The 20,419-nt window shown below is 68.0% G+C and carries 18 protein-coding genes; 9 read left to right on the top strand and 9 right to left on the bottom strand.

Annotated features, from left to right (window positions below):
- Nucleotides 1–120: 120 nt before the first annotated feature.
- Together ACIBK5_RS23890 and ACIBK5_RS23885 are read right to left on the bottom strand one after the other, a co-directional pair.
- On the bottom strand, nt 121–1,506 hold the full coding sequence (locus tag ACIBK5_RS23890; RefSeq protein ID WP_399022205.1) for a serine hydrolase domain-containing protein: 1,386 nt from the start codon (nt 1,504–1,506) through the stop codon (nt 121–123).
- A 353-nt stretch (nt 1,507–1,859) separates the two neighbouring features.
- Nucleotides 1,860–2,438: a TetR/AcrR family transcriptional regulator gene (locus tag ACIBK5_RS23885; RefSeq protein WP_399022203.1), complete on the bottom strand. Its 579-nt coding sequence runs from the start codon at nt 2,436–2,438 to the stop codon at nt 1,860–1,862.
- Between the two features lie 70 nt (nt 2,439–2,508).
- Here ACIBK5_RS23885 and ACIBK5_RS23880 point away from each other — a divergent pair, with 70 nt between their 5' ends.
- Nucleotides 2,509–3,402 carry an NADP-dependent oxidoreductase gene (locus ACIBK5_RS23880; RefSeq protein ID WP_399022201.1) on the top strand — a complete coding sequence of 298 codons (894 nt, stop codon included), beginning with the start codon at nt 2,509–2,511 and terminating at the stop codon, nt 3,400–3,402.
- Nucleotides 3,403–3,678: 276 nt separating this feature from the next.
- On the opposite strand, the gene dnaB is transcribed toward ACIBK5_RS23880, so the two are convergent.
- The gene (gene dnaB / locus ACIBK5_RS23875) at nt 3,679–5,160 is read right to left on the bottom strand and encodes a replicative DNA helicase (protein WP_399022199.1); all 1,482 of its coding nucleotides are present in this window, start codon (nt 5,158–5,160) and stop codon (nt 3,679–3,681) included.
- 460 nt (nt 5,161–5,620) lie between these two features.
- Here dnaB and ACIBK5_RS23870 point away from each other — a divergent pair, with 460 nt between their 5' ends.
- Complete coding sequence (locus ACIBK5_RS23870) at nt 5,621–6,958, top strand: MATE family efflux transporter (RefSeq protein WP_399022197.1); 1,338 nt, start codon at nt 5,621–5,623, stop codon at nt 6,956–6,958.
- Nucleotides 6,959–7,119: 161 nt separating this feature from the next.
- Here the strand turns inward: ACIBK5_RS23870 and rplI are convergent, their stop codons facing one another.
- The 4 genes from rplI to rpsF all read right to left on the bottom strand — a co-directional run bounded on the left by rplI (nt 7,120) and on the right by rpsF (nt 8,826).
- Entirely contained in the window at nt 7,120–7,566 is a 447-nt protein-coding gene (gene rplI, locus ACIBK5_RS23865; protein ID WP_215120326.1) for a 50S ribosomal protein L9, read from the bottom strand.
- 18 nt (nt 7,567–7,584) lie between these two features.
- Nucleotides 7,585–7,821 (bottom strand): 30S ribosomal protein S18, encoded by a 237-nt coding sequence (gene rpsR / locus ACIBK5_RS23860; RefSeq protein ID WP_003949403.1) that lies wholly within the window; start codon nt 7,819–7,821, stop codon nt 7,585–7,587.
- A gap of 44 nt (nt 7,822–7,865) precedes the next feature.
- Entirely contained in the window at nt 7,866–8,459 is a 594-nt protein-coding gene (locus ACIBK5_RS23855; RefSeq protein ID WP_215120325.1) for a single-stranded DNA-binding protein, read from the bottom strand.
- A gap of 76 nt (nt 8,460–8,535) precedes the next feature.
- Complete coding sequence (gene rpsF, locus ACIBK5_RS23850) at nt 8,536–8,826, bottom strand: 30S ribosomal protein S6 (RefSeq protein ID WP_030847098.1); 291 nt, start codon at nt 8,824–8,826, stop codon at nt 8,536–8,538.
- A gap of 264 nt (nt 8,827–9,090) precedes the next feature.
- On the opposite strand from rpsF, the gene ACIBK5_RS23845 reads away from it, so the two are divergent.
- The 3 genes from ACIBK5_RS23845 to ACIBK5_RS23835 all read left to right on the top strand — a co-directional run bounded on the left by ACIBK5_RS23845 (nt 9,091) and on the right by ACIBK5_RS23835 (nt 11,789).
- Entirely contained in the window at nt 9,091–9,408 is a 318-nt protein-coding gene (locus ACIBK5_RS23845; RefSeq protein WP_399022194.1) for a hypothetical protein, read from the top strand.
- Between the two features lie 166 nt (nt 9,409–9,574).
- Nucleotides 9,575–10,696, top strand: a complete 1,122-nt coding sequence (gene femX, locus ACIBK5_RS23840) for a peptidoglycan bridge formation glycyltransferase FemX (protein ID WP_399022192.1) — start codon at nt 9,575–9,577, stop codon at nt 10,694–10,696.
- Between the two features lie 61 nt (nt 10,697–10,757).
- On the top strand, nt 10,758–11,789 hold the full coding sequence (locus ACIBK5_RS23835; RefSeq protein WP_399022190.1) for an alanine racemase: 1,032 nt from the start codon (nt 10,758–10,760) through the stop codon (nt 11,787–11,789).
- 98 nt (nt 11,790–11,887) lie between these two features.
- Here ACIBK5_RS23835 and ACIBK5_RS23830 read toward each other — a convergent pair whose 3' ends face one another.
- Nucleotides 11,888–13,399: a glycosyltransferase family 87 protein gene (locus tag ACIBK5_RS23830; protein ID WP_399022460.1), complete on the bottom strand. Its 1,512-nt coding sequence runs from the start codon at nt 13,397–13,399 to the stop codon at nt 11,888–11,890.
- Nucleotides 13,400–13,521: 122 nt separating this feature from the next.
- Entirely contained in the window at nt 13,522–15,780 is a 2,259-nt protein-coding gene (locus tag ACIBK5_RS23825; RefSeq protein WP_399022458.1) for a transglycosylase domain-containing protein, read from the bottom strand.
- Nucleotides 15,781–16,548: 768 nt separating this feature from the next.
- Here ACIBK5_RS23825 and ACIBK5_RS23820 point away from each other — a divergent pair.
- The 4 genes from ACIBK5_RS23820 (at nt 16,549) to ACIBK5_RS23805 (ending at nt 20,341) form a co-directional block, all read left to right on the top strand.
- Nucleotides 16,549–17,232: a PadR family transcriptional regulator gene (locus ACIBK5_RS23820; protein WP_399022188.1), complete on the top strand. Its 684-nt coding sequence runs from the start codon at nt 16,549–16,551 to the stop codon at nt 17,230–17,232.
- Nucleotides 17,233–17,276: 44 nt separating this feature from the next.
- Nucleotides 17,277–18,359, top strand: a complete 1,083-nt coding sequence (locus ACIBK5_RS23815; protein WP_399022186.1) for an inositol-3-phosphate synthase — start codon at nt 17,277–17,279, stop codon at nt 18,357–18,359.
- Between the two features lie 89 nt (nt 18,360–18,448).
- On the top strand, nt 18,449–19,711 hold the full coding sequence (locus ACIBK5_RS23810) for an MFS transporter (protein WP_399022185.1): 1,263 nt from the start codon (nt 18,449–18,451) through the stop codon (nt 19,709–19,711).
- Nucleotides 19,712–19,834: 123 nt separating this feature from the next.
- Nucleotides 19,835–20,341, top strand: a complete 507-nt coding sequence (locus tag ACIBK5_RS23805; protein ID WP_399022183.1) for a hypothetical protein — start codon at nt 19,835–19,837, stop codon at nt 20,339–20,341.
- Nucleotides 20,342–20,419 lie beyond the last annotated feature (78 nt).

Below are 20,419 nucleotides of genomic sequence, written 5' to 3'. Positions count from 1 at the left end.
ATGTATTTTTGGTGGGGGTGGTTTTCCCCCCCCCCCCCGGGTTATAAACCCAAAACTTTCGCGGGTCATGGGGGGGGGTTTGTTTTCCCCGACAAACCCCCCCCCCCTCGTTGTCGCCGCCTAGCCGATCCCGCGCCACCCCTCCGGATCGACTCCACCCGGCACAGGAGCCCCCTCGTCGTACGGCTGACGCGTGAACACGAACGAGCCGAGGTCCAGATGGCTCACGGATCCGTCCGGCCGCCGTACGGCCTTCAGGAGCTCGCCGGCGTAGTAGCCCTCCAGTCCCGTCCAGGTGCCGTCGCCGTTCGGACGGAACCGAGAACGGCGGCCACTGCCGGACAGCGGCCCCAGCGAGACGAGCCCGTCGGCCGTCAGCCGTAGCGCGAAAGCGTGCGTCCCCCAGTACCACTGACCCGTCAGCTCCAGCATCGACGGGTCGACATCACTCAAGGGCTTCCACGGAGAGGGGATGCGTGGTTCCGCCTCGGCGACGATGCGAACCAGGTCGGCGGCGACGGAGAACAGCAGCGGGCCCGAGGTGCAGTTGGCCAGGACGACCGCGGCCACGTCCTCCTCGACACCGATCATGAGGCACGCGAGGAAGCCGGGCAGCGAACCGGTGTGTCCGACGAGGGACCGCCCGTTCCGCCGCCGGATCTCCATCCCCAGGCAGTAGGCGTAGCCGCTCGCCACGTCCGCCGCGTCGTGGGGCGCTGCCGGTGTCCTCATCTCCCGCAGCGACTCGGCGCTCAGCACCCGCTCGTCGCCGTTGACCAGGAAGGACGCGAAGCGCCCCAAGTCACCCGTGGTCGACCACAGTTGCCCGGCCGGGGCCATGCGCCCCAGATCCTCGGTGGGCTCCGGGAGCATCGCGTCGGCCCAGGGATGCACCGCCCAGCCACCCGCATGCGGCGCCTGGGGCCGGACGCTCGTGCGGTGCAACTCCAGGGGTTCGAGCACTTCGCGCCGAAGGACTTCCTCCCAGGAGGCGCCGCGCAGCTTCTCGATGAGCGCGCCGAGCAGCGCGTAGCCCGGGTTCGAGTAGTGGAACCGGCGGCCGGGCGGAGACAGCAAGGCCCGCTCGCCCAGCACATCGGCGAGTTCGGGCCGCAGCGATCCGGGGCTCCGCTCCCACCACGGCCCCGGCGTCTCGGCCGCCAGCCCTCCGGCGTGCGCGAGCAGTTCGGCGACGGTCGCCTCCCCCACACCGGTGCCCGGCAGATGCTTCTCCAGCGGATCCCCGAGGTCCAGCGCGCCCTCGTCGCGCAGCCGCAGGACGAGAACCGCCGTGAAGGTCTTGGTGATCGAGCCGATCCGGTACTGCACGTTCTCGTCGGGCGCATGCCCCGCCACCGAGGTCCGCGCGCCTGTCCACACCGGCTTCCCGTCCCGCACTACGGCTGCGACGAGCGACGGCGCCCGTCCTTCGGCCTGGGCGACGGCGATCCGGTGCAGCAGTGCGCGACGCGTGCCGGGAAGCAGCTCTTCCTGAGATGTCGTCATGGGCCCCAGTCCACCCGCCCCGGCGTCCCGCGTCGAGCACATTCCGGGCTGGCGTCGCGCGGGCGGAACCACGCGTAGGTTCTCAGCGCCCGTGTCATCCAGCGATGCTGTGATCTGGGCGCTCTCGCACACTCTCACAGCGTGTCAGCCGACCGCGGTCTCAGCTCCGTGTCAGTTCCTCGCCTCGGCGGCCGGCCTGCGAGGTGTCCGCAACGGGCCGCCGCGGGAGCTGGTCCACGGTCGAGCGCGACGAACGCCGAGCCCAGAACGCCAGAACCGTTCCACAGACAGGCTGAAGCTCCTCGTTGCCGACGGGGCCTTGTGCTGCCTGGTGTGAGAATTCCTCACGTGCGTCAGGAGGGGCGGGCGGCTTCCCAGGCTGCTTCGATCAGCTCGAAGATCTCGTCCACCGCGGCGTCCGGATCGGCCGCGTCGCGGGCCAGCGCGTAGGCGTCGATCACGAATCGCGCGATCGCCCGGCGGGCTGTCGGGGTCGGTGTCAGCCCGGGGCCCGCGGCCATGGCTGCGGCCAGCGCATCCGCGTGGCGCAGCCGCATCAGCACCTCGTACTCCCGCAGGGCGCGTGACTCGTCGATCATGCGGTAGACGGGCGCGCCGCCGTCCGCCGTGCAGTGCCGCACCATGGCCCGGATCTCCTGGCGCAGCGCCGGGATGAGCGGTTCCGTCGGCGCCCGGTCCGTGACTGCGCGAGTGAGGCGCTGCTCGAAGTCCTCGTCCAGCTCGAAGACCAGCGCCTCCTTCGAGGCGAAGTGGGAGAAGAGCGTGGTCACGGCGACATCGGCCTCGGCGGCCACGTCGCGGATGCCTACGGCGTCGTACCCGCGCTCCAGGAAGAGCCGCAAGGCGGTGTCGGCGATCTTCTGGCGGGTCGCGGCCTTCTTGCGTTCACGGCGTCCGGTCGGCACGGTCATGACGTGATGCTAACAGGTACGAATTCATAACAGTCACTAAAAGCTAACCGTTAGTGTTACGGTCGGCGGCATGAAGAAAGTGAGCTTCTCCGAGTTCGGCGGCCCCGACGTCCTGCACCTCATAGATGCCGAGGAGCCCCACCCGGGTCCCGGCCGGATACGCATCGCCGTACGCGCGGCAGGCGTGAACCCCGTCGACTGGAGGCTCCGCGAGGGCCAGGTCCTGGGTGCTCATCCCGTCGAGTTGCCTTCCGGGGTCGGCCTGGACGCGGCGGGGGTGGTGGATGAGATCGGCGAGGGGGTCGAAGGAGTCGAGATCGGCGACCACGTGTTCGGCGAAGGGGAAAGCACCTACGCCGAGTTCGCCGTCCTCGGGGCCTGGGCCCGGATGCCCGACGGCCTGACGTTCGAGGAGGCGGCCGGATACCCCTCGGTGGTGGAGACCGCGCTGCGCGTTATCCGGGAGACGGGTGTGCGGCCGGGGCAGACGCTCCTGGTGAGCGGCGCGTCCGGAGGAGTGGGCTCGGCGGTGCTGCAGATCGCCCGCGAGCGCGGCATCAGGGTTATCGGCACGGCTGGCGCCGCCAACCAGGACTACCTGCGGAGCATGGGGGCCCTCGCCACGACGTACGGCGAGGGCTGGGTCGAGCGGGTGCGGCGGCTCGGCACCGTCGACGCGGCGCTCGACTTGGCCGGTTCGGGCGTGATCCGCGAACTCGTCGAGCTGACAGGTGACCCGCGCAAGGTGATCTCCATCGCCGATCTCGGTGCGCCGGAGCTGGACGTCCGGTTCTCCGGGGCGGCGGGGAGCGTGCCGGACGCACTCGCCGAGACGGTCGACCTCATCTCACGAGGGAAGCTCCACATTCCGGTCGAGAAGTCGTACGCGCTCACCGATGCCGCGGCGGCGCACACCGACAGCCAGGCCGGCCACAGTCGCGGCCGCCGAGTCGTGGTCATCTGAGCGGGTTCCCCACGCGGTTGCACAACGAGGGCACGAATTCCTTCCACCGCACCTGCCGGGGCCTTCCGGGCAGGTGCGCGGCAGGCCCCTAACGGCGCGAGTGGCTGACCCGGCGCGCCGCCAGGAGACTGTCCGTGGAGGGTCTGCAACGTCTGACGCACTCGAGAGAGTGAACAGACTGACCAGCCCGTCTCAGGTTCGTGGCCGACTGGCCACCGGGTGGTCGGCAGTCGTGAGATGTGGCCACGGAATCTGAGATCCCACACCCCGGTCAGGTCAGGTCTGCGCCATGTCGACGAACCGTGAGTAGTGGCCCTGGAAGGCGACCGTGATGGTCGCCGTCGGGCCGTTACGGTGCTTGGCCACGATCAGGTCGGCCTCGCCCGCGCGCGGCGACTCCTTCTCGTAGGCGTCCTCGCGGTGCAGAAGGATCACCATGTCGGCGTCCTGCTCGATGGATCCGGACTCACGCAGGTCGGAGACCATCGGCTTCTTGTCGGTGCGCTGCTCGGGACCACGGTTCAGCTGGGACAGCGCGATGACGGGGATCTCCAACTCCTTGGCGAGGAGCTTGAGGTTACGGGACATGTCCGAGACCTCCTGCTGACGGTTCTCGGCACGCTTGGAACCACCGGACTGCATCAGCTGGAGATAGTCGATGACGACCAGCCTGATGTCGTTGCGCTGCTTCAGGCGGCGGCACTTGGCGCGGATCTCCATCATCGACAGGTTGGGCGAGTCGTCGATGAAGAGCGGTGCGGCCGAGACGTCCGGCATGCGCCGGGCCAACCGTGTCCAGTCCTCGTCGGTCATCGTGCCGGAACGCATGTGATGCAGGGCGACACGCGCCTCGGCGGACAGCAGACGCATCGCGATCTCGTTGCGGCCCATCTCGAGGGAGAAGATGACACTCGGCAGGTTGTTCTTGATCGACGCGGCCCGCGCGAAGTCCAGCGCGAGCGTGGACTTACCCATGGCGGGACGCGCGGCGATGACGATCATCTGACCTGGGTGCAGACCGTTGGTGAGCGAGTCGAAGTCCGTGAACCCCGTGGGCACGCCGGTCATCTCACCGCTGCGTGAGCCGATCGCCTCGATCTCGTCGAGCGCGCCCTCCATGATGTCGCCCAGCGGCAGGTAGTCCTCGCTGGTGCGCTGCTCGGTGACCGCGTAGACCTCTGCCTGGGCGCGGTTGACGATCTCGTCCACGTCGTCGTCGGCCGCGTATCCCATCTGGGTGATGCGCGTACCGGCCTCGACCAGGCGCCGCAGGACGGCACGCTCGTGGACGATCTCCGCGTAGTAGGCGGCGTTCGCCGCCGTGGGCACCGTCTGGACGAGGGTGTGCAGATACGAGGCCCCGCCGACCTTGTTGATCTCACCGCGCTTGGTGAGCTCGGCGGCGATGGTGATGGGGTCGGCCGGCTCGCCCTTGGCATAGACGTCGAGGACGGCCTGGTAGATCGTCTCGTGGGCCGGCTTGTAGAAGTCGTGGCCCTTGAGGATCTCCACGACGTCAGCGATGGCGTCCTTGGACAGCAGCATGCCGCCGAGGACGGACTGCTCGGCCTCGATGTCCTGCGGCGGTACCCGTTCGAACGATGTGCTTCCGCCGCCGTCCCACTCCCCGTTGTCCCTGCCGCGCTCGTGCTGCTCGTCGCGGCCCCGGGCGCCGTCACCACGTCGGCGGGAGGAGGGCAGACGATCACTGGGCCCGCTGTCGGCCCACGGGTCGTCCAAGGGCTCGGAAATGCTCACCGAGCCACCTCCTCCCGTCCGCCGCAGCAGACCTCGCCGTGCCTCTCTTTTCTACGGCACGGCACTGACAAATGAGAGGCCCAACTCCGGTTACTGGACGTCGGTTTTGTGACGTTTTCCCAACCGACGGACGGAGCGGGCGCCGGACTACCGTAGGCCCGTCGGCACCGTCAGCCAATCTGGTTATCCACAGGCCATGTGGACGACGGCCCAGATGCTGTGGAGAACTCGGCGAAACCTGTGCACGACCCGGTGGACAGGCCTGTGAACAAGCATCGCCCCATCAGAGAGAAACCGATCTGACCTGCAACTTTGCCGTCCACCGGCTGTGCAGAAGAAAAACTTCCCCAACCGGCCCAAGATCGCTTCGAATGGTGCACGGCAGTGCGCACCTCTGGCCGAATGGTAAGGGTCACAAAAGCTTTGCATCTCTTACCTGTGGACGATTAGATTGGTGCACATGACACAGGCCCCCGCGCGCCCTCGAACCGGCCGGAGACAGCACGACCGAGAGATCGTCGCACTCGCCGTGCCGGCCTTCGGCGCGCTCGTCGCCGAGCCCCTCTTCCTCATGACCGACACCGCCATCGTCGGCCATCTGGGCACGGCCCAACTCGCCGGTCTCGGCGTCGCCTCGGCCCTGCTGATGACCTCCGTCAGCGTCTTCGTCTTCCTCGCCTACGCCACGACAGCGGCAGTCGCCCGTCGGGTCGGCGCGGGTGATCTCCCGGCCGCCATCCGACAGGGCATGGACGGCATCTGGCTGGCTCTGATCCTCGGCGCCGGTGTCGTCGCCGTCGCGCTGCCGACGGCACCCCACCTCGTGGACCTCTTCGGCACCTCGGACGCGGCAGCCCCCTACGCGATCACGTATCTGCGCATCTCCGTGCTCGGCATACCGGCCATGCTCGTCGTCCTCGCCGCGACCGGCATTCTGCGCGGCCTGCAGGACACCAAGACCCCGCTCTACGTCGCCATCATCGGCTTCGTGGCCAACGGCGCTCTCAACGCGGGGCTCGTCTACGGAGCAGGCCTGGGAATCGCCGGATCCGCCTGGGGCACCGTCATCGCCCAGTGCGGCATGGCCGCGGTCTACCTCGCGGTGGTTCTGCGTGGAGCGCGGAAGCACGGCGCCTCCCTGCGCCCGGACGCCGCCGGGATCAGGGCCTGCGCTCAGGCCGGTGTGCCCCTGCTCGTCCGCACCCTCTCCCTGCGGGCGATCCTGATGATCGCCACGGCGGTCGCCGCCCGACTCGGGGATGCCGACATCGCCGCCCATCAGATCATCCTGTCCCTGTGGAGTCTGCTCGCGTTCGCCCTCGACGCCATCGCCATCGCAGGGCAGGCCATCATCGGGCGCTATCTCGGAGCCGGTGACACACAGGGCGCCCGCGCCGCATGTCGGCGCATGGTGGAGTGGGGTATCGCCGTCGGGGTCGTCCTCGGTGTCTTGGTCGTCCTCACCCGACCGGCGTTCCTGCCCCTGTTCACCAGTGACTCGGCCGTCAAGGACGCGGCCCTGCCCGCCCTGATCATCGTCGCCCTCTCACAGCCGATCTCCGGCATCGTCTTCGTCCTGGACGGCGTACTGATGGGCGCCGGTGACGGTCCCTACCTCGCCTGGGCGATGGTGCTCACCCTGGCGGTCTTCACCCCGGCCGCCCTGCTGGTTCCGGTGCTGGGCGGTGGACTCACCGCCCTCTGGGCATCCATGACGCTGATGATGACCATGCGGATGCTGACCCTGTGGCTCCGGAGCCGCTCAGGCCGCTGGATGGTGACGGGCGCGACCCGCTGACGACCGGGAGCGGCCGTCGGACTGTTTCACGTGAAACACGGTGTTTCACGTGAAACCAGATAGGGCTCATCCAGATGCCACGCGACGCATCCGGATACGACGATGGGGCCGCACCCCGAAGGGTGCGGCCCCATCGCTCACTGCATCAGCGAGCGCGGCACTCAGGCCGCGACGACCTCGATGCTGACCTTGGCGTCAACCTCGGGGTGCAGACGCACGGACGACTGGTGAGCGCCCAGCGACTTGATCGGCGAACCGATCTCGATGCGGCGCTTGTCGACCTCGGGGCCACCGGCAGCCTTGATCGCCGAGGCGATGTCGGCCGGGGTGACGGAACCGAAGAGACGACCGGCGTCGCCGGCACGGACGGCCAGGCGAACCTTGACGCCCTCGAGCTGGGCCTTCACCTGGTTGGCCTGCTCGATGGTCTGGATCTCGTGGATCTTGCGAGCACGACGGATCTGCTCGACATCCTTCTCGCCACCCTTGGTCCAGCGGATAGCGAACTTCCGCGGGATCAGGTAGTTGCGAGCGTAACCGTCCTTGACGTCGACGACGTCGCCCGCGGCGCCGAGGCCGGAGACCTCGTGGGTGAGGATGATCTTCATGTGTCGGTCACCCTTCCCTTATCGCGCGGTGGAGGTGTAGGGCAGCAGCGCCATCTCACGGCTGTTCTTCACGGCCGTGGCGACGTCACGCTGGTGCTGCGTGCAGTTGCCGGTCACGCGGCGGGCACGGATCTTGCCGCGGTCGGAAATGAACTTCCGCAGCATGTTCGTGTCCTTGTAGTCCACGTACGTGACCTTGTCCTTGCAGAATGCGCAGACCTTCTTCTTCGGCTTGCGCACAGGCGGCTTCGCCATGGTGATTCTCCTGTGTGATCAAGAAGTTTGGGTGCGAACCCGCCCTAGAAGGGGGGCTCGTCCGAGTAGCCGCCGCCACCGCCGCCGCCGGAGTTTCCACCCCAGCCGCCGCCACCGCCCTGGTTGCCACCGGCGGGAGCGCCGGTCGCCCACGGGTCGTCAGCGGGAGCGCCGCCGCCCTGCTGGCCGCCGCCGGGGCCGCCGCCCCAGCCGCCGCCACCCTGGCCGCCACCGCCACCGCTGCCGCCGCCGTAGCCGCCCTGGCCACCGCGGCCGGTGGTCTTGGTGACCTTGGCCGTGGCGTTGCGCAGGCTGGCGCCGACTTCCTCGACGTCCAGCTCGTAGACCGTGCGCTTGACGCCCTCGCGGTCCTCGTAGGACCGCTGCTTCAGCCGGCCCTGCACGATGACGCGCATGCCTCGCTGGAGCGACTCGGCGACGTTCTCAGCCGCCTGACGCCAGACCGAGCAGGTCAGGAAGAGGCTCTCGCCGTCCTTCCACTCGTTCGTCTGGCGGTCGAAGGTGCGGGGAGTGGACGCGACACGGAACTTCGCGACGGCCGCACCGGAGGGGGTGAAGCGCAGCTCGGGGTCGTCGACAAGATTGCCGACCACCGTGATGACGGTCTCGCCTGCCATGGGGAACCTCTCGGCGGGTTTGCTGCTGGCTGCTTGTGCTGCTACTCGAATCCCGGGACCAGCTGAGCGGGAGAGCTCAGTGGGTCTCGGGGCGGAGGACCTTGGTCCGGAGGACCGACTCGTTCAGGTTCATCTGGCGGTCGAGCTCCTTGACGACCGCAGGCTCGGCCTGCAGGTCGATGACCGAGTAGATGCCCTCGGGCTTCTTCTTGATCTCGTACGCGAGACGACGACGGCCCCAGGTGTCGACCTTCTCGACCTTTCCGCCGCCGTCACGGACGACAGAGAGGAAGTTCTCGATCAACGGAGAGACAGCGCGCTCCTCGACCTCGGGGTCGAGGATGACCATCACCTCGTAGTGACGCATGTGGAACCCACCTCCTTTGGACTCAGCGGCCACGGTCGATCCGTGGCAGGAGGGTTGTGATGCGTATCCGACGGTATCGGCCACCACTGACAGTCGGGGGTTCTGTCGAGAACCCCTTGCCATGACATGGGCAGACACCGGTGCGGACGGTACAGAGTACCCGCACAGCGGCTTGCGGTTGAAATCCGGCCGCGAGGGCAGCCAATCTGTACACATCGGGTGTGTATGGCGCTACGATGCGCCGACTTTCGCAGGAGGTGCCCTATGGCACAGGCATTGCGACCCAACACCGCCGGCGGCCTCTTCGCCACGGACGGCAAGCCCCACCCCCTCCAGGACACCCTGCTCGCGGTGACCCTGGTGTTGGGCATCACGTCGTTCGTCACGGCACTCGTCGACGATGACCTGCACCTGCTCAGCTCCTGGACCGGCCTGGTGGGCATTCTCATCGGTGCGTACGGCCAGTGGATCTCGGAGACGACCCGTGAGCGCTTCGGCCTGATCCTGGGCCTGGGAGCCTCGGCTGTCGGGTTCTTCCTGGGCATGGCGCACGGCGGGTTGTTCGGCGGGCTCATCGACTGACGCCAGGCACACCCCAACTGAACATCGTGTGACGCCCCGGCCGCCCACGGGCCGGGGCGAAGGTTCCGTACGCCCAACCGGCGCGCTCCCAAGGCGCAGTAGGCTTCGCGCGAGAGCCGGAGCCCCTGAACCCATGGGGACACACCAGCCCGAGGAGCGCCCCGAAATGAGCCTGACCCTGAGGACCATCAGCCGCGAGCAGCATCTGGCCTACATCCAGAGCCTGCCGTCGGCGAGCCACATGCAGGTCCCGGCCTGGGCTGACGTCAAGGCGGAGTGGCGCTCCGAGCACCTCGGGTGGTTCGACGACAGGACCGGCGAGCTCGTCGGTGCCGGCCTGGTCCTCTACCGGCAGCTCCCCAAGATCAAGCGCTACCTCGCGTACCTGCCCGAGGGCCCGGTCATCAACTGGTTCTCGCCGAATCTGCAGGAATGGATCGAGCCGATGCTGGCTCACCTGAAGCAGCAGGGCGCCTTCTCCGTGAAGATGGGTCCGCCGGTGATCATCCGGCGCTGGGAGGCCGCCTCGATCAAGGCGGGCATCCAGAACCCGGACGTCAAGCGGCTGCGCGACATCGAGGCCGACCACATCGAGCCACGCGCCTTCGAGGTCGCCGACAAGCTGCGCCGCATGGGCTGGCAGCAGGGCGAGGACGGCGGCGCCGGCTTCGGCGATGTCCAGCCCCGGTACGTCTACCAGGTGCCGCTGGCCAACCGCTCCCTGGAAGAGGTCCACAAGAACTTCAACCAGCTGTGGCGCCGCAACATCAAGAAGGCCGAGAAGGCCGGCGTCGAGGTCGTCCAGGGCGGTTACCAGGACCTCGAGGAGTGGCAGCGCCTGTACGAGATCACGGCTGTGCGCGACCACTTCCGGCCGCGCCCGCTCTCGTACTTCCAGCGTATGTGGACGGCTCTCAACACCGAGGACCCCAACCGCATGCGGCTGTACTTCGCCCGCCACAACGGCGTGAACCTGTCGGCGGCGACGATGCTGATCGTCGGCGGCCACGTCTGGTACTCCTACGGCGCCTCCGACAACATCGGCCGTGAGGTCCGGCCCTCGAACGCGATGCAGTGGCGGATGCTGCGCGACGCCTACGCGCTCGGTGCCACCGTCTACGACCTGCGCGGCATCTCCGACTCGCTGGACGAGACGGACCACCTCTTCGGTCTGATCCAGTTCAAGGTGGGTACGGGCGGCCAGGCGGCCGAGTATCTCGGCGAGTGGGACTTCCCGCTGAACAAGCTGCTGCACAAGGCGCTCGACATCTACATGTCGCGCCGCTGACCCCGCACTCACCCCTCATCCCGCACCTCTGACAGCCACGAGAAAGGTTTCAGGTCCGGCCATGGCGCTCACGCTCTACGTCGACACCGCGCGCTGGCGTGCGCACCACAAGCACGTGCAGGATCAGTTCCCTGGGCTCGTCCCGGTCTGCAAGGGCAACGGCTACGGCTTCGGGCACGAGCGGCTGGCGGAGGAGGCCACCCGGCTGGGCTCGGACGTCCTCGCCGTCGGCACGACGTACGAGGCCGCGCGCATCAAGGACTTCTTCGGCGGCGACCTGCTGGTGCTGACGCCGTACCGGCGCGGCGAGGAGCCGGTGCCGCTGCCGGACCGGGTCATCCGCTCGGTCTCGTCGATAGACGGCGTCTACGGCCTGGTCGGTGCCCGGGTGGTGATCGAGGTGATGTCGTCGATGAAGCGGCACGGCATCAGCGAGCAGGACCTCGCCCAGCTGCACGCCGCCATCGAGAACGTCCGCCTGGAGGGCTTCGCCATCCACCTGCCGCTGGACCGCACCGACGGCTCGGACGCGGTCGAGGAGGTCATCGGCTGGATGGACCGGCTGCGCGCGGCCCGGCTGCCCCTGCACACCATGTTCGTCAGCCACCTCAAGGCCGATGAACTCGCCCATCTCCAGCAGCAGTTCCCGCAGACCCGGTTCCGTGCCCGCATCGGCACGCGGCTGTGGCTGGGGGACCACGAGGCCACCGAGTACCGCGGCGCGGTCCTGGACGTCACGCGTGTCGCCAAGGGCGAGCGTTTCGGCTACCGGCAGCAGAAGGCGGCCTCCGACGGCTTCCTGGTGGTCGTGGCGGGCGGTACGTCGCACGGTGTCGGTCTGGAGGCCCCCAAGGCGCTGCACGGCGTCATGCCGCGCGCCAAGGGCGTCGCCCGCGCCGGCCTCGCGACGGTCAACCGGAACCTTTCTCCGTTCGTCTGGGGCGGCAAGCAGCGCTGGTTCGCCGAGCCGCCGCACATGCAGGTATCGATCCTGTTCGTGCCCTCGGACGCGCCGGAGCCGAAGGTCGGCGAGGAGCTGGTGGCCCATCTGCGGCACACCACCACGCAGTTCGACCGGATCATGGACCGCTGACCGGCGCGGTGCGCTGCTGAGGCGCACAGCTCAGCAAGAAGGCCGTACACGGCTTCCCGTGTACGGCCTTTCGCTGTACGGCCCTCCGTCTCGTTCGCTCAGAGCGAACCGCCGGTCGCGTCGCGTTTGCCCCACTGGACCTGCGCCTCGCCGAACCGAGCGGTCGTGTGCAGCGAGGGACGGGCCGCCGGGCCGAGCACGAAGACGTCCTCGGCGCCGTCGAGCACTCCGCCCGAGGGATCGTCGTCGCCGGACCGGCGCACCGGATCCCGATCCGGCATGAGGATGTCGCGCACGATCATGGCGCACAGGTACAGCGTCCCCAGCAGATGCAGACCGATGGACCAGTGGTAGCCGTCGGTCGGCAGGCCCTTGTGGGCCTCTCCGCTGGTCGTGTACGCGAGGTAGAGCCAGATCCCCAGGAAGTACGCCACCTCGCAGGCCTGCCAGATCAGGAAGTCCCGCCACTTCGGCCGGGCGAGGGCGGCCAGGGGAACCAGCCACAGGACGTACTGCGGCGAGTAGACCTTGTTGGTGAGGATGAACGCCGCGACGATCAGGAAAGCGAGCTGGGCGAGCCGCGGGCGGCGCGGGGCGGTCAGGGCGAGCGCCGCGACAGCCGCGCAGGACACCAGCATCAGCAGCGTGGCGAGCGTGTTGACGGTGTCGGTGCTGAGCGGGTCGTCCGAGTTCTGGGCCATGATCAGCCAGAAGGAGCCGAAGTCGACGCCCCGTTCCTGGCTGAACGTGTAGAACTTCGACCAGCCCTCGAACGCGAAGAGCATCACCGGCCCGTTCACGACGACCCAGGCGACGATCGCGCCGCCCAGGGCCGTCCCGAACGCACGCCACCTGCCCGCGCGCCAGCACAGCACCATCAGTGGCCCGAGGATCAGGAAGGGATAGAGCTTGGCGGCCGTGGCGAGGCCCAGCAGGACGCCGAAGGCGAGGGGGCGGCCACGTGACCACATCAGCATCGCCGCGGCCGTCAGAGCGACCGCCAGCAGGTCCCAGTTGATGGTCGCCGTCAGTGCGAAGGCCGGCGCCAGCGCCACCAGCAGACCGTCCCAGGGGCGCCGGGCATGGGTACGGGTCACACAGACAGCGATGACCGACGCGCACACCATGAGCATCCCGGCGTTGACCATCCAGTACCACTGCTCCTGGTACTGGATGGTGCCGCTGCCGGGCGTGAGCCAGGCGGCGACCTCCATGAAGACACCGGTCAGCACCGGGTACTCCAGGTACTGCATGTCGCCGGGGAGCCGGTCGAAGTACGGCACCAGTCCGTCGGCGAAGCCACGCCCCTGGTATAGGTGCGGGATGTCCGAGTAACACGCGTGCGTGTACTGGGAGCTGGCACCGAAGAACCAGGCTCCGTTGAAGCAGGGCGCCTTCTGGACCAGGCCGAGAGCGAACATGCCGATCGCCACCAGCGCGATCACCCGCACGGGAGTCCACCGGGACGTCCCGAGCAGGGCACGCCGCCCCAGCGGGCCGCCGATCAGCTCGCTGCCGGCCGCGGCGACCTCGTCCTCCTTGGTCGGCCGCACCGGATCCGGCTCGTGGACGCTCGATTGCGTCGATTCTGCACTGGGCATGCCGCACATCCTGCCGTACGCGTCTATCAATACGCCGAGGGCCGCCGTACCCGAGTGGGTACGGCGGCCCATGTTTCACGTGAAACGGCTTCGCGTTTCACGTGAAACACCCAAGCCGGGCGTTCGGTCGGCTATCCCTCGGGGCCTCCGAAGATGCCTCCGTTGCCGTTTCCTCTGCTGTTGCCACCGCTCTCGCTCGTATCCGTCGGCGAGGGCGAGGTGCTCGGCTCTCCGCCCGTGCCGCCGTTCTCCGTACCGCCGTCTTCCTCATCGCAGCCGAAGAAGCCGCAGGTGTCGGAGGGCGAAGGCGACGGAAGCGACGGAGTCTCGCTGGGCGTGGAGCTCGGGGACTCGGTCACGGTCTCGCTGGGGTCCACACTGGGAGTCGGCGTCGGCGTCGGAGCGCCCACCGCGTCCTGGATGTCGCCGATCTTCTCGGGCTCCGGGAAGCCGAGGTCGGTCTGGCCCTTCAGCGCGGCCTTCATGTACTCGGTCCACACCAGCGTGGGGACGTCACCACCATGGATGGACACCTCGCCCGCCGTGCCGTTCATGGAGAGCAGCTTGGCGCTCTTGGGGTCCTCACGGAACATCGCGACCGAGGTCGAGAGCTGCTGGGTGTAGCCGACGAACCAGGCCGACTTGTTCTCGTCCGTGGTACCGGTCTTGCCGGCCGCCGTACGGCCCAGAGACAGCGCGTTCTTACCCGTACCGTTCTGGATGACGTTCTCCAGAACGTTCGTGACATTGTTCGCCACGTTCTCGGGCATCGCCTGCGTGATCCTCGGCTTCTCGAAGCCGGGGGTCTCCTGCCCGTTGAACTTGACGCTCGTCACCGAGTACGGAGCGGCCTGCTTCCCGGCGGCGGCGAACGTGGCGTAGGAGTCGGCCATACGGATCGCGCTGGGAGTCGACGTACCGAGCGCGAACGACGCGTTGAGGCCGGCGAAGCTGCTGTCCAGGATGCCGGCCTTCTCGGCCAGGTCGGCCACGTTCTTCATCCCCACGTCCATGCCGAGCTGTACGAACGGGGTGTTGACTGACTGCTCCATCGCCTTGCGCAGGGAGATGTAACCCCACGGGCGATCGCTCTCGTTCTCCTGGAAGAAGGGCGTGTTGTCCTTCTTCATGACGTAGGAGCCGTCATTGTTCCTGATCTTGAGATGGTCGTTGCCGTTGTACTTGCTGAGCGGCGAGAGGGGACCGTCGCTCCGGTAGGTGCCGTGCTCCATGGCGGCGGCGAGCACGAACGGCTTCCACGTCGAACCGACGGGGACACCCGAGGTGTCCGCGTTGTTGTTGAAGTGGCCGTTCTCGTACCCCGCGCCACCGTAGAGCGCGACGATCGCACCGTCCTTGGGCTTCACCGACGCCGCACCGAACTGGACGTGCTTGTCCAGCTCACGCTTGTCCGGGTCGAGTTTCTCCTTCTCGACCTTCTTGACGGCCTTGGTCAGTGCTTCGACCTTGCTCTTCTCGAAGGTCGTCTTGATCTGGTACCCGCCCTGGTCGAACTGCTTCTCCGTGATGTTGGAGTGGTTCAGGACGTACTTCTTGGCCGTGTCCGCCAGGTAGCCGATCTGGCCGCTCATGCCCTTGGCCGCCTTGCGGTCATCGGGCATGGGGTACTTGCTGATCGCAGTCTGGTAAGCGTCGTCCGAGAGCTTCTTGTCGTTGTGCATCTGCTCGAGGATCCAGCCCCAACGCGCCTTGGAACGCTTCTCGTTGGCCTTGGGGGTCGCCGTTGGATCGAGGCTGTCGTTACCCGCGGGGTCGTAGTACGTCGGGCCCTTGAGCAGCGCGGCGAGGAAGGCGCACTCGCTCGGCTTGAGCTCGACCGCGTCCTTGCCGTAGTACGTCTGGGCGGCGGCCTGGATGCCGTACGCGCCGCGGCCGTAGTACGAGGTGTTGAGGTACCCCTGGAGGATCTCGTCCTTGGAGAGCTTCGTGCCCACCTTGATCGAGATGAACATCTCCTTGAACTTACGGGTGACCGTCTGGTCCTGGCTCAGGTAGGTGTTCTTGACGAACTGCTGGGTGATCGTCGAACCACCTTGCGTGTCGCCACCCCGGGCCATGTTCGCCAGTGCTCGGGCGATGCCCATGGGGTCGACGCCCGAGTCTTGGTAGAAGCTCTTGTTCTCGGCCGAGATCACCGCCTGCTGCATGGCCTCGGGGATCCGGTCGATCGTGACGTTCTGCCGGTTCTGGCCACTGCCGGTCGCGATCATCTGCTGGCCGTTGGACCAGTAGTAGACGTTGTTCTGCGACAGCGCCGCGGCATTCTCCTCGTTGGGGACGCCCACCATGGCGTACCCGATGCCCGCCACGGCCACCAGGCTTCCGAAGAAGCCGATGCACAGGCCGGAGACGAGCCTCCAGGACGGCATCCAGCGTTGCCAGCCGTACTTGCCGGCCCGCGGATAGTCGATCAGCCGCTTCTTGTCGTACATGACCGCGCGCCCTGCGCCCCGCCCGGGCCCGTTCGGCCCGCCGGGAGCAGCGCGTCGGCCGCCACGTGTCGGTTCGGCCGCTCTACGGCGGCCGCCCCCACTTCTCTGCGCCGCACGCCGGGCCTCTGCACGGCCGCCGTACTGGCGCTCCTCACCCCCCGAGTCGTAGGAGTCCGACCCATAGGCGTCGGACGGAGACCCGGTGGCGCCTCGCGGTGCCGCGCGGCGGCCGGAGGACGAGCCGGACTGGCCGCGTCGGGTCGCGGCACGTCCGCCTCCCTGCGGCTGCGGCGGTTTGCGACGGTGCTCGCTCATCGAACGACTACTCCTCGGGCAGGCGCACCCCTGCGCGCCTGGAAACGGCAGCTTGTTTCCGGTCCCCCCGAAGTACGGATGCGGTCGGCTCCGCATTCATCGGTCCCGCATGCACCCGTACTACACCGAAGACGAGGACGCCCTCAGGCGTCCCACGGTTCCCGGTGATGTGCATGGCGCACAGACTACGCACCGCCAAAACCTGCCGAGGACCGAAGTTCACCTCAAATCAGGCAACTCGCGTCTGACGAATCGGTGATGTGACCCCGGTCACCACACCCCCTCTTGTCGCATCCGTAAGGCCGTTCTATCGTCGTGATGTATCGAGTCGATACATCAGCCCGACACATCGGACCGAGACATGGGTACCGCGGGAGAGAGGAGGCGACGATGAGCCGGCGTTCCGGGATCCTCGAGTTCGCCGTACTCGGCCTGCTCCGCGAATCTCCGATGCACGGCTATGAGCTGCGCAAACGACTCAACACATCACTGGGTGTGTTCCGTGCGTTCAGCTACGGGACGCTTTACCCCTGCCTCAAGACGCTGGTCGCCAACGGCTGGTTGATCGAGGAGCCGGGGAACACCAGCGAGGACGCCCTCGCCGCTCCCCTCACGGGGCGGCGCGCCAAGATCGTCTACCGGTTGACGGCGGAGGGCAAGGAGCACTTCGAACAGCTGCTCTCGCAGACCGGGCCCGACGCGTACGAGGACGAGCACTTCGCCGCCCGTTTCGCTTTCTTCGGGCAAACCTCACGCGATGTGCGCATGCGCGTGCTGGAAGGCCGCCGCAGCCGGCTGGAGGAGCGCCTCGAGAAGATGCGCGTCTCCCTGGCCCGGACCCGGGAACGCCTCGACGACTACACGCTTGAGCTTCAGCGCCACGGGATGGAGTCCGTGGAGCGCGAGGTGCGCTGGCTGAACGAGCTCATCGAGAGCGAGCGGGCGGGGCGGGACCTCAACGGTTCCTCCTCCGGGGAGCCCGCTTCGCGTGACACCACATCTGGAGCGTCGGGCGGCCTGCCCCGGCCGGGGGACGACCCCCGTCCGGATACGCCCGACGACACCGCCACGTGAGAGCCCCTCAAGGGCCTCACTCATACACACAGGGAGCAACCGGAATGGGTTCGGTTCGCGTAGCCATCGTCGGCGTGGGCAACTGCGCCGCATCGCTGGTACAGGGAGTCGAGTACTACAAGGACGCCGACCCGGCGTCCAAGGTGCCGGGCCTGATGCACGTCCAGTTCGGCGACTACCACGTCCGCGACGTCGAGTTCGTCGCCGCGTTCGACGTGGACGCCAAGAAGGTCGGTCTCGACCTCGCGGACGCCATCGGCGCCTCCGAGAACAACACCATCAAGATCTGCGACGTGCCCAGCACCGGCGTGACGGTCCAGCGCGGCCACACCCTCGACGGCCTGGGCCGGTACTACCGCGAGACGATCGAGGAGTCCGCCGAGGAGCCGGTCGACGTCGTCCAGATCCTCAAGGACAAGCAGATCGACGTCCTCGTCTGCTACCTGCCCGTCGGCTCCGAGGACGCGGCGAAGTTCTACGCCCAGTGCGCCATCGACGCCAAGGTCGCCTTCGTCAACGCCCTTCCGGTCTTCATCGCCGGCACCAAGGAGTGGGCGGACAAGTTCACCGAGGCGGGCGTCCCGATCGTCGGCGACGACATCAAGTCCCAGGTCGGCGCCACCATCACGCACCGCGTCATGGCAAAGCTGTTCGAGGACCGGGGCGTCGTCCTGGACCGCACGATGCAGCTGAACGTCGGCGGCAACATGGACTTCAAGAACATGCTCGAGCGCGACCGCCTCGAGTCGAAGAAGATCTCCAAGACGCAGGCCGTCACCTCCCAGATCCGCGACCGCGAACTGGGCGAGGGCAACGTCCACATCGGCCCGTCCGACTACGTGGCCTGGCTGGACGACCGCAAGTGGGCCTATGTCCGCCTCGAGGGCCGCGCCTTCGGTGACGTCCCGCTGAACCTGGAGTACAAGCTGGAGGTCTGGGACTCCCCGAACTCCGCCGGCGTCATCATCGACGCCCTGCGCGCCGCGAAGATCGCCAAGGACCGCGGCATCGGCGGCCCGATCCTCTCCGCGTCGAGCTACTTCATGAAGTCCCCGCCCGTGCAGTACTTCGACGACGGGGCCCGCGAGAACGTCGAGAAGTTCATCAAGGGTGAGGTCGAGCGCTGACGCGCCGCAACGAGTCGCTCCTGCCAGGGCTGTGAGGGTCCCCGGGTCGTACGACCCGGGGACCCTCCCCGTATGTGAGGCTGTGCCCCATGGCCGTCGTCCGTGACCTGCGCGTCCTGTTGCGCTTCCAGGGCTTCCGGCGTCTGCTCGCCATGCGCCTGCTCTCCCAGGGCGCCGACGGCGTCTACCAGGTCGCGCTCGCCGCGTACGTCGTCTTCTCCCCGGAGAGGCAGACCTCGGCCGCGGCGGTCGCCTCCGCGATGGCGGTGCTGCTGCTCCCGTACTCCCTCGTCGGCCCCTTCGCCGGTGTCCTGCTGGACCGTTGGCGGCGCCGCCAGGTCCTGCTGTACGGCAGCGTGCTGCGCGCCCTGCTGGCCTCGGCCACGGCCCTGCTGATGCTCAGCCCGGCTCCCGACTGGCTCTTCTACGTCTCCGCCCTGTGCGTCACCGCGGTCAACCGCTTCGTTCTCGCCGGACTCTCCGCCGCCCTGCCTCGCGTGGTCGACGCCGAGCGCCTGGTCATCGCCAACTCCCTCTCCCCGACCGCCGGAACCCTGGCGGCGACCGCGGGCGGCGGCCTGGCCTTCGTCGTCCGCCTGGTGGTGGCGGACTCCGACGCCGCCGTGGTGCTCGTGGCAGCCGGGCTGTACCTGTGCGCGGCTGTGGCATCGCTGAGCATGGCGCGGGAGCTCCTCGGCCCCGACCGGACCTTGGTGCGCGAGCAACTCGGGCACGCTCTCACGGGCACCGTCCGCGACCTGGTGGCCGGCGTACGTCACCTGGCCGCGCCGCAGCGCAGGGAGGCCGCCTGGGCGCTGGCGGCGATGGCGCTGATGCGGTTCTGCTACGGCGCCCTGCTGGTCATGCTGCTGATGCTCTGCCGGTACGCGCTCACCTCGACCACGGACGACGGACTCGCCCTGCTGGGGCTGGCGTTGGGCGTCTCCGGAGCGGGATTCTTCGCGGCGGCCGTGGTGACGCCCTGGGCCGCGGGGCGGCTGGGGCCGGGCCGCTGGATCGTCGTGTGCGCGGGGGCCGCCGCTTTGCTGGAGCCCGCTCTCGGGCTGCCGTTCGCCACCACCCCGCTGCTGGTCGCGGCCTTCGTACTGGGGCTGACCACCCAGGGCGCGAAGATCGCCACCGACACCATTGTCCAGTCGTCCGTGGAGGACGGCTTCCGTGGCCGGATCTTCTCGGTCTACGACGTCCTGTTCAACGTGTTCTTCGTCGGCGCCGCCGCCGTGGCGGCCCTGATACTGCCTCCGGACGGCCGATCCGTGGCGCTGGTGATCACGATCGCCGTTATCTACGCGGCAGTAGCGGCGACTATGGCCCGGTTTGGCCACCGGTAAGTGTCACATCAATGACACAGAGCCACTCCTGACTACTGAGTTGTCAGTGGGGCCCGATAACTTACGTGCGTCTTATCTCGCGACATGTTCGCGTCATTCACCATGTACTAGGGGGACCCCCGAATGACCACTCCGCCGCCCCAGGGCAACCCGTTCGCGCAGAACCAGCCCGCCGGTCAGCCCCAGGCTCCGTACCCGCCGCAGGGCGGCTACCCCCAGCAGCCCGGACAGCCCGGCTTCCCGCCCCAGGGCGGTCCGTACGCGCCGGTCCCGCCGCAGCCGTCCGGCCGCAAGCTCAGCTTCAAGACCATCAAGAACATCGTGATCGTCATCGCGGTGGCGGGCATTGCCATCGGCGGATGGATAACCAGCCGGGACGACGCCAACACGGCGGCCGTCGGCGACTGCATGCACCGCGGCAGCACCAGCGACAACAACCCGGACCTCGAGGTCGTCAAGTGCAGCGACGCGAAGGCTCAGTACGTGGTGCTGGCCAAGATCGAGGGCTCGTTCCTCACGGACACGCTGGCGTCGAGCAAGTGCGAAGCCGAGGCCAAGGACTTCCAGTACTCGTACACCGAGAGCGGTGACGGCAAGGACTTCCTGCTCTGCCTGAAGGACAAGAAGTAGGGCAGCCACGGAGAGGGGCGGTGTTTCACGTGAAACACCGCCCCTCGGCCGTCTCCTGCGGGGTCATGTTTCACGTGA

Source organism: Streptomyces sp. NPDC050546 (assembly GCF_044457425.1).
GTDB lineage: Bacteria > Actinomycetota > Actinomycetes > Streptomycetales > Streptomycetaceae > Streptomyces.
Note: the sequence above shows the minus strand (reverse complement) of the source record. Positions and strands in the feature narration are given on the sequence as shown.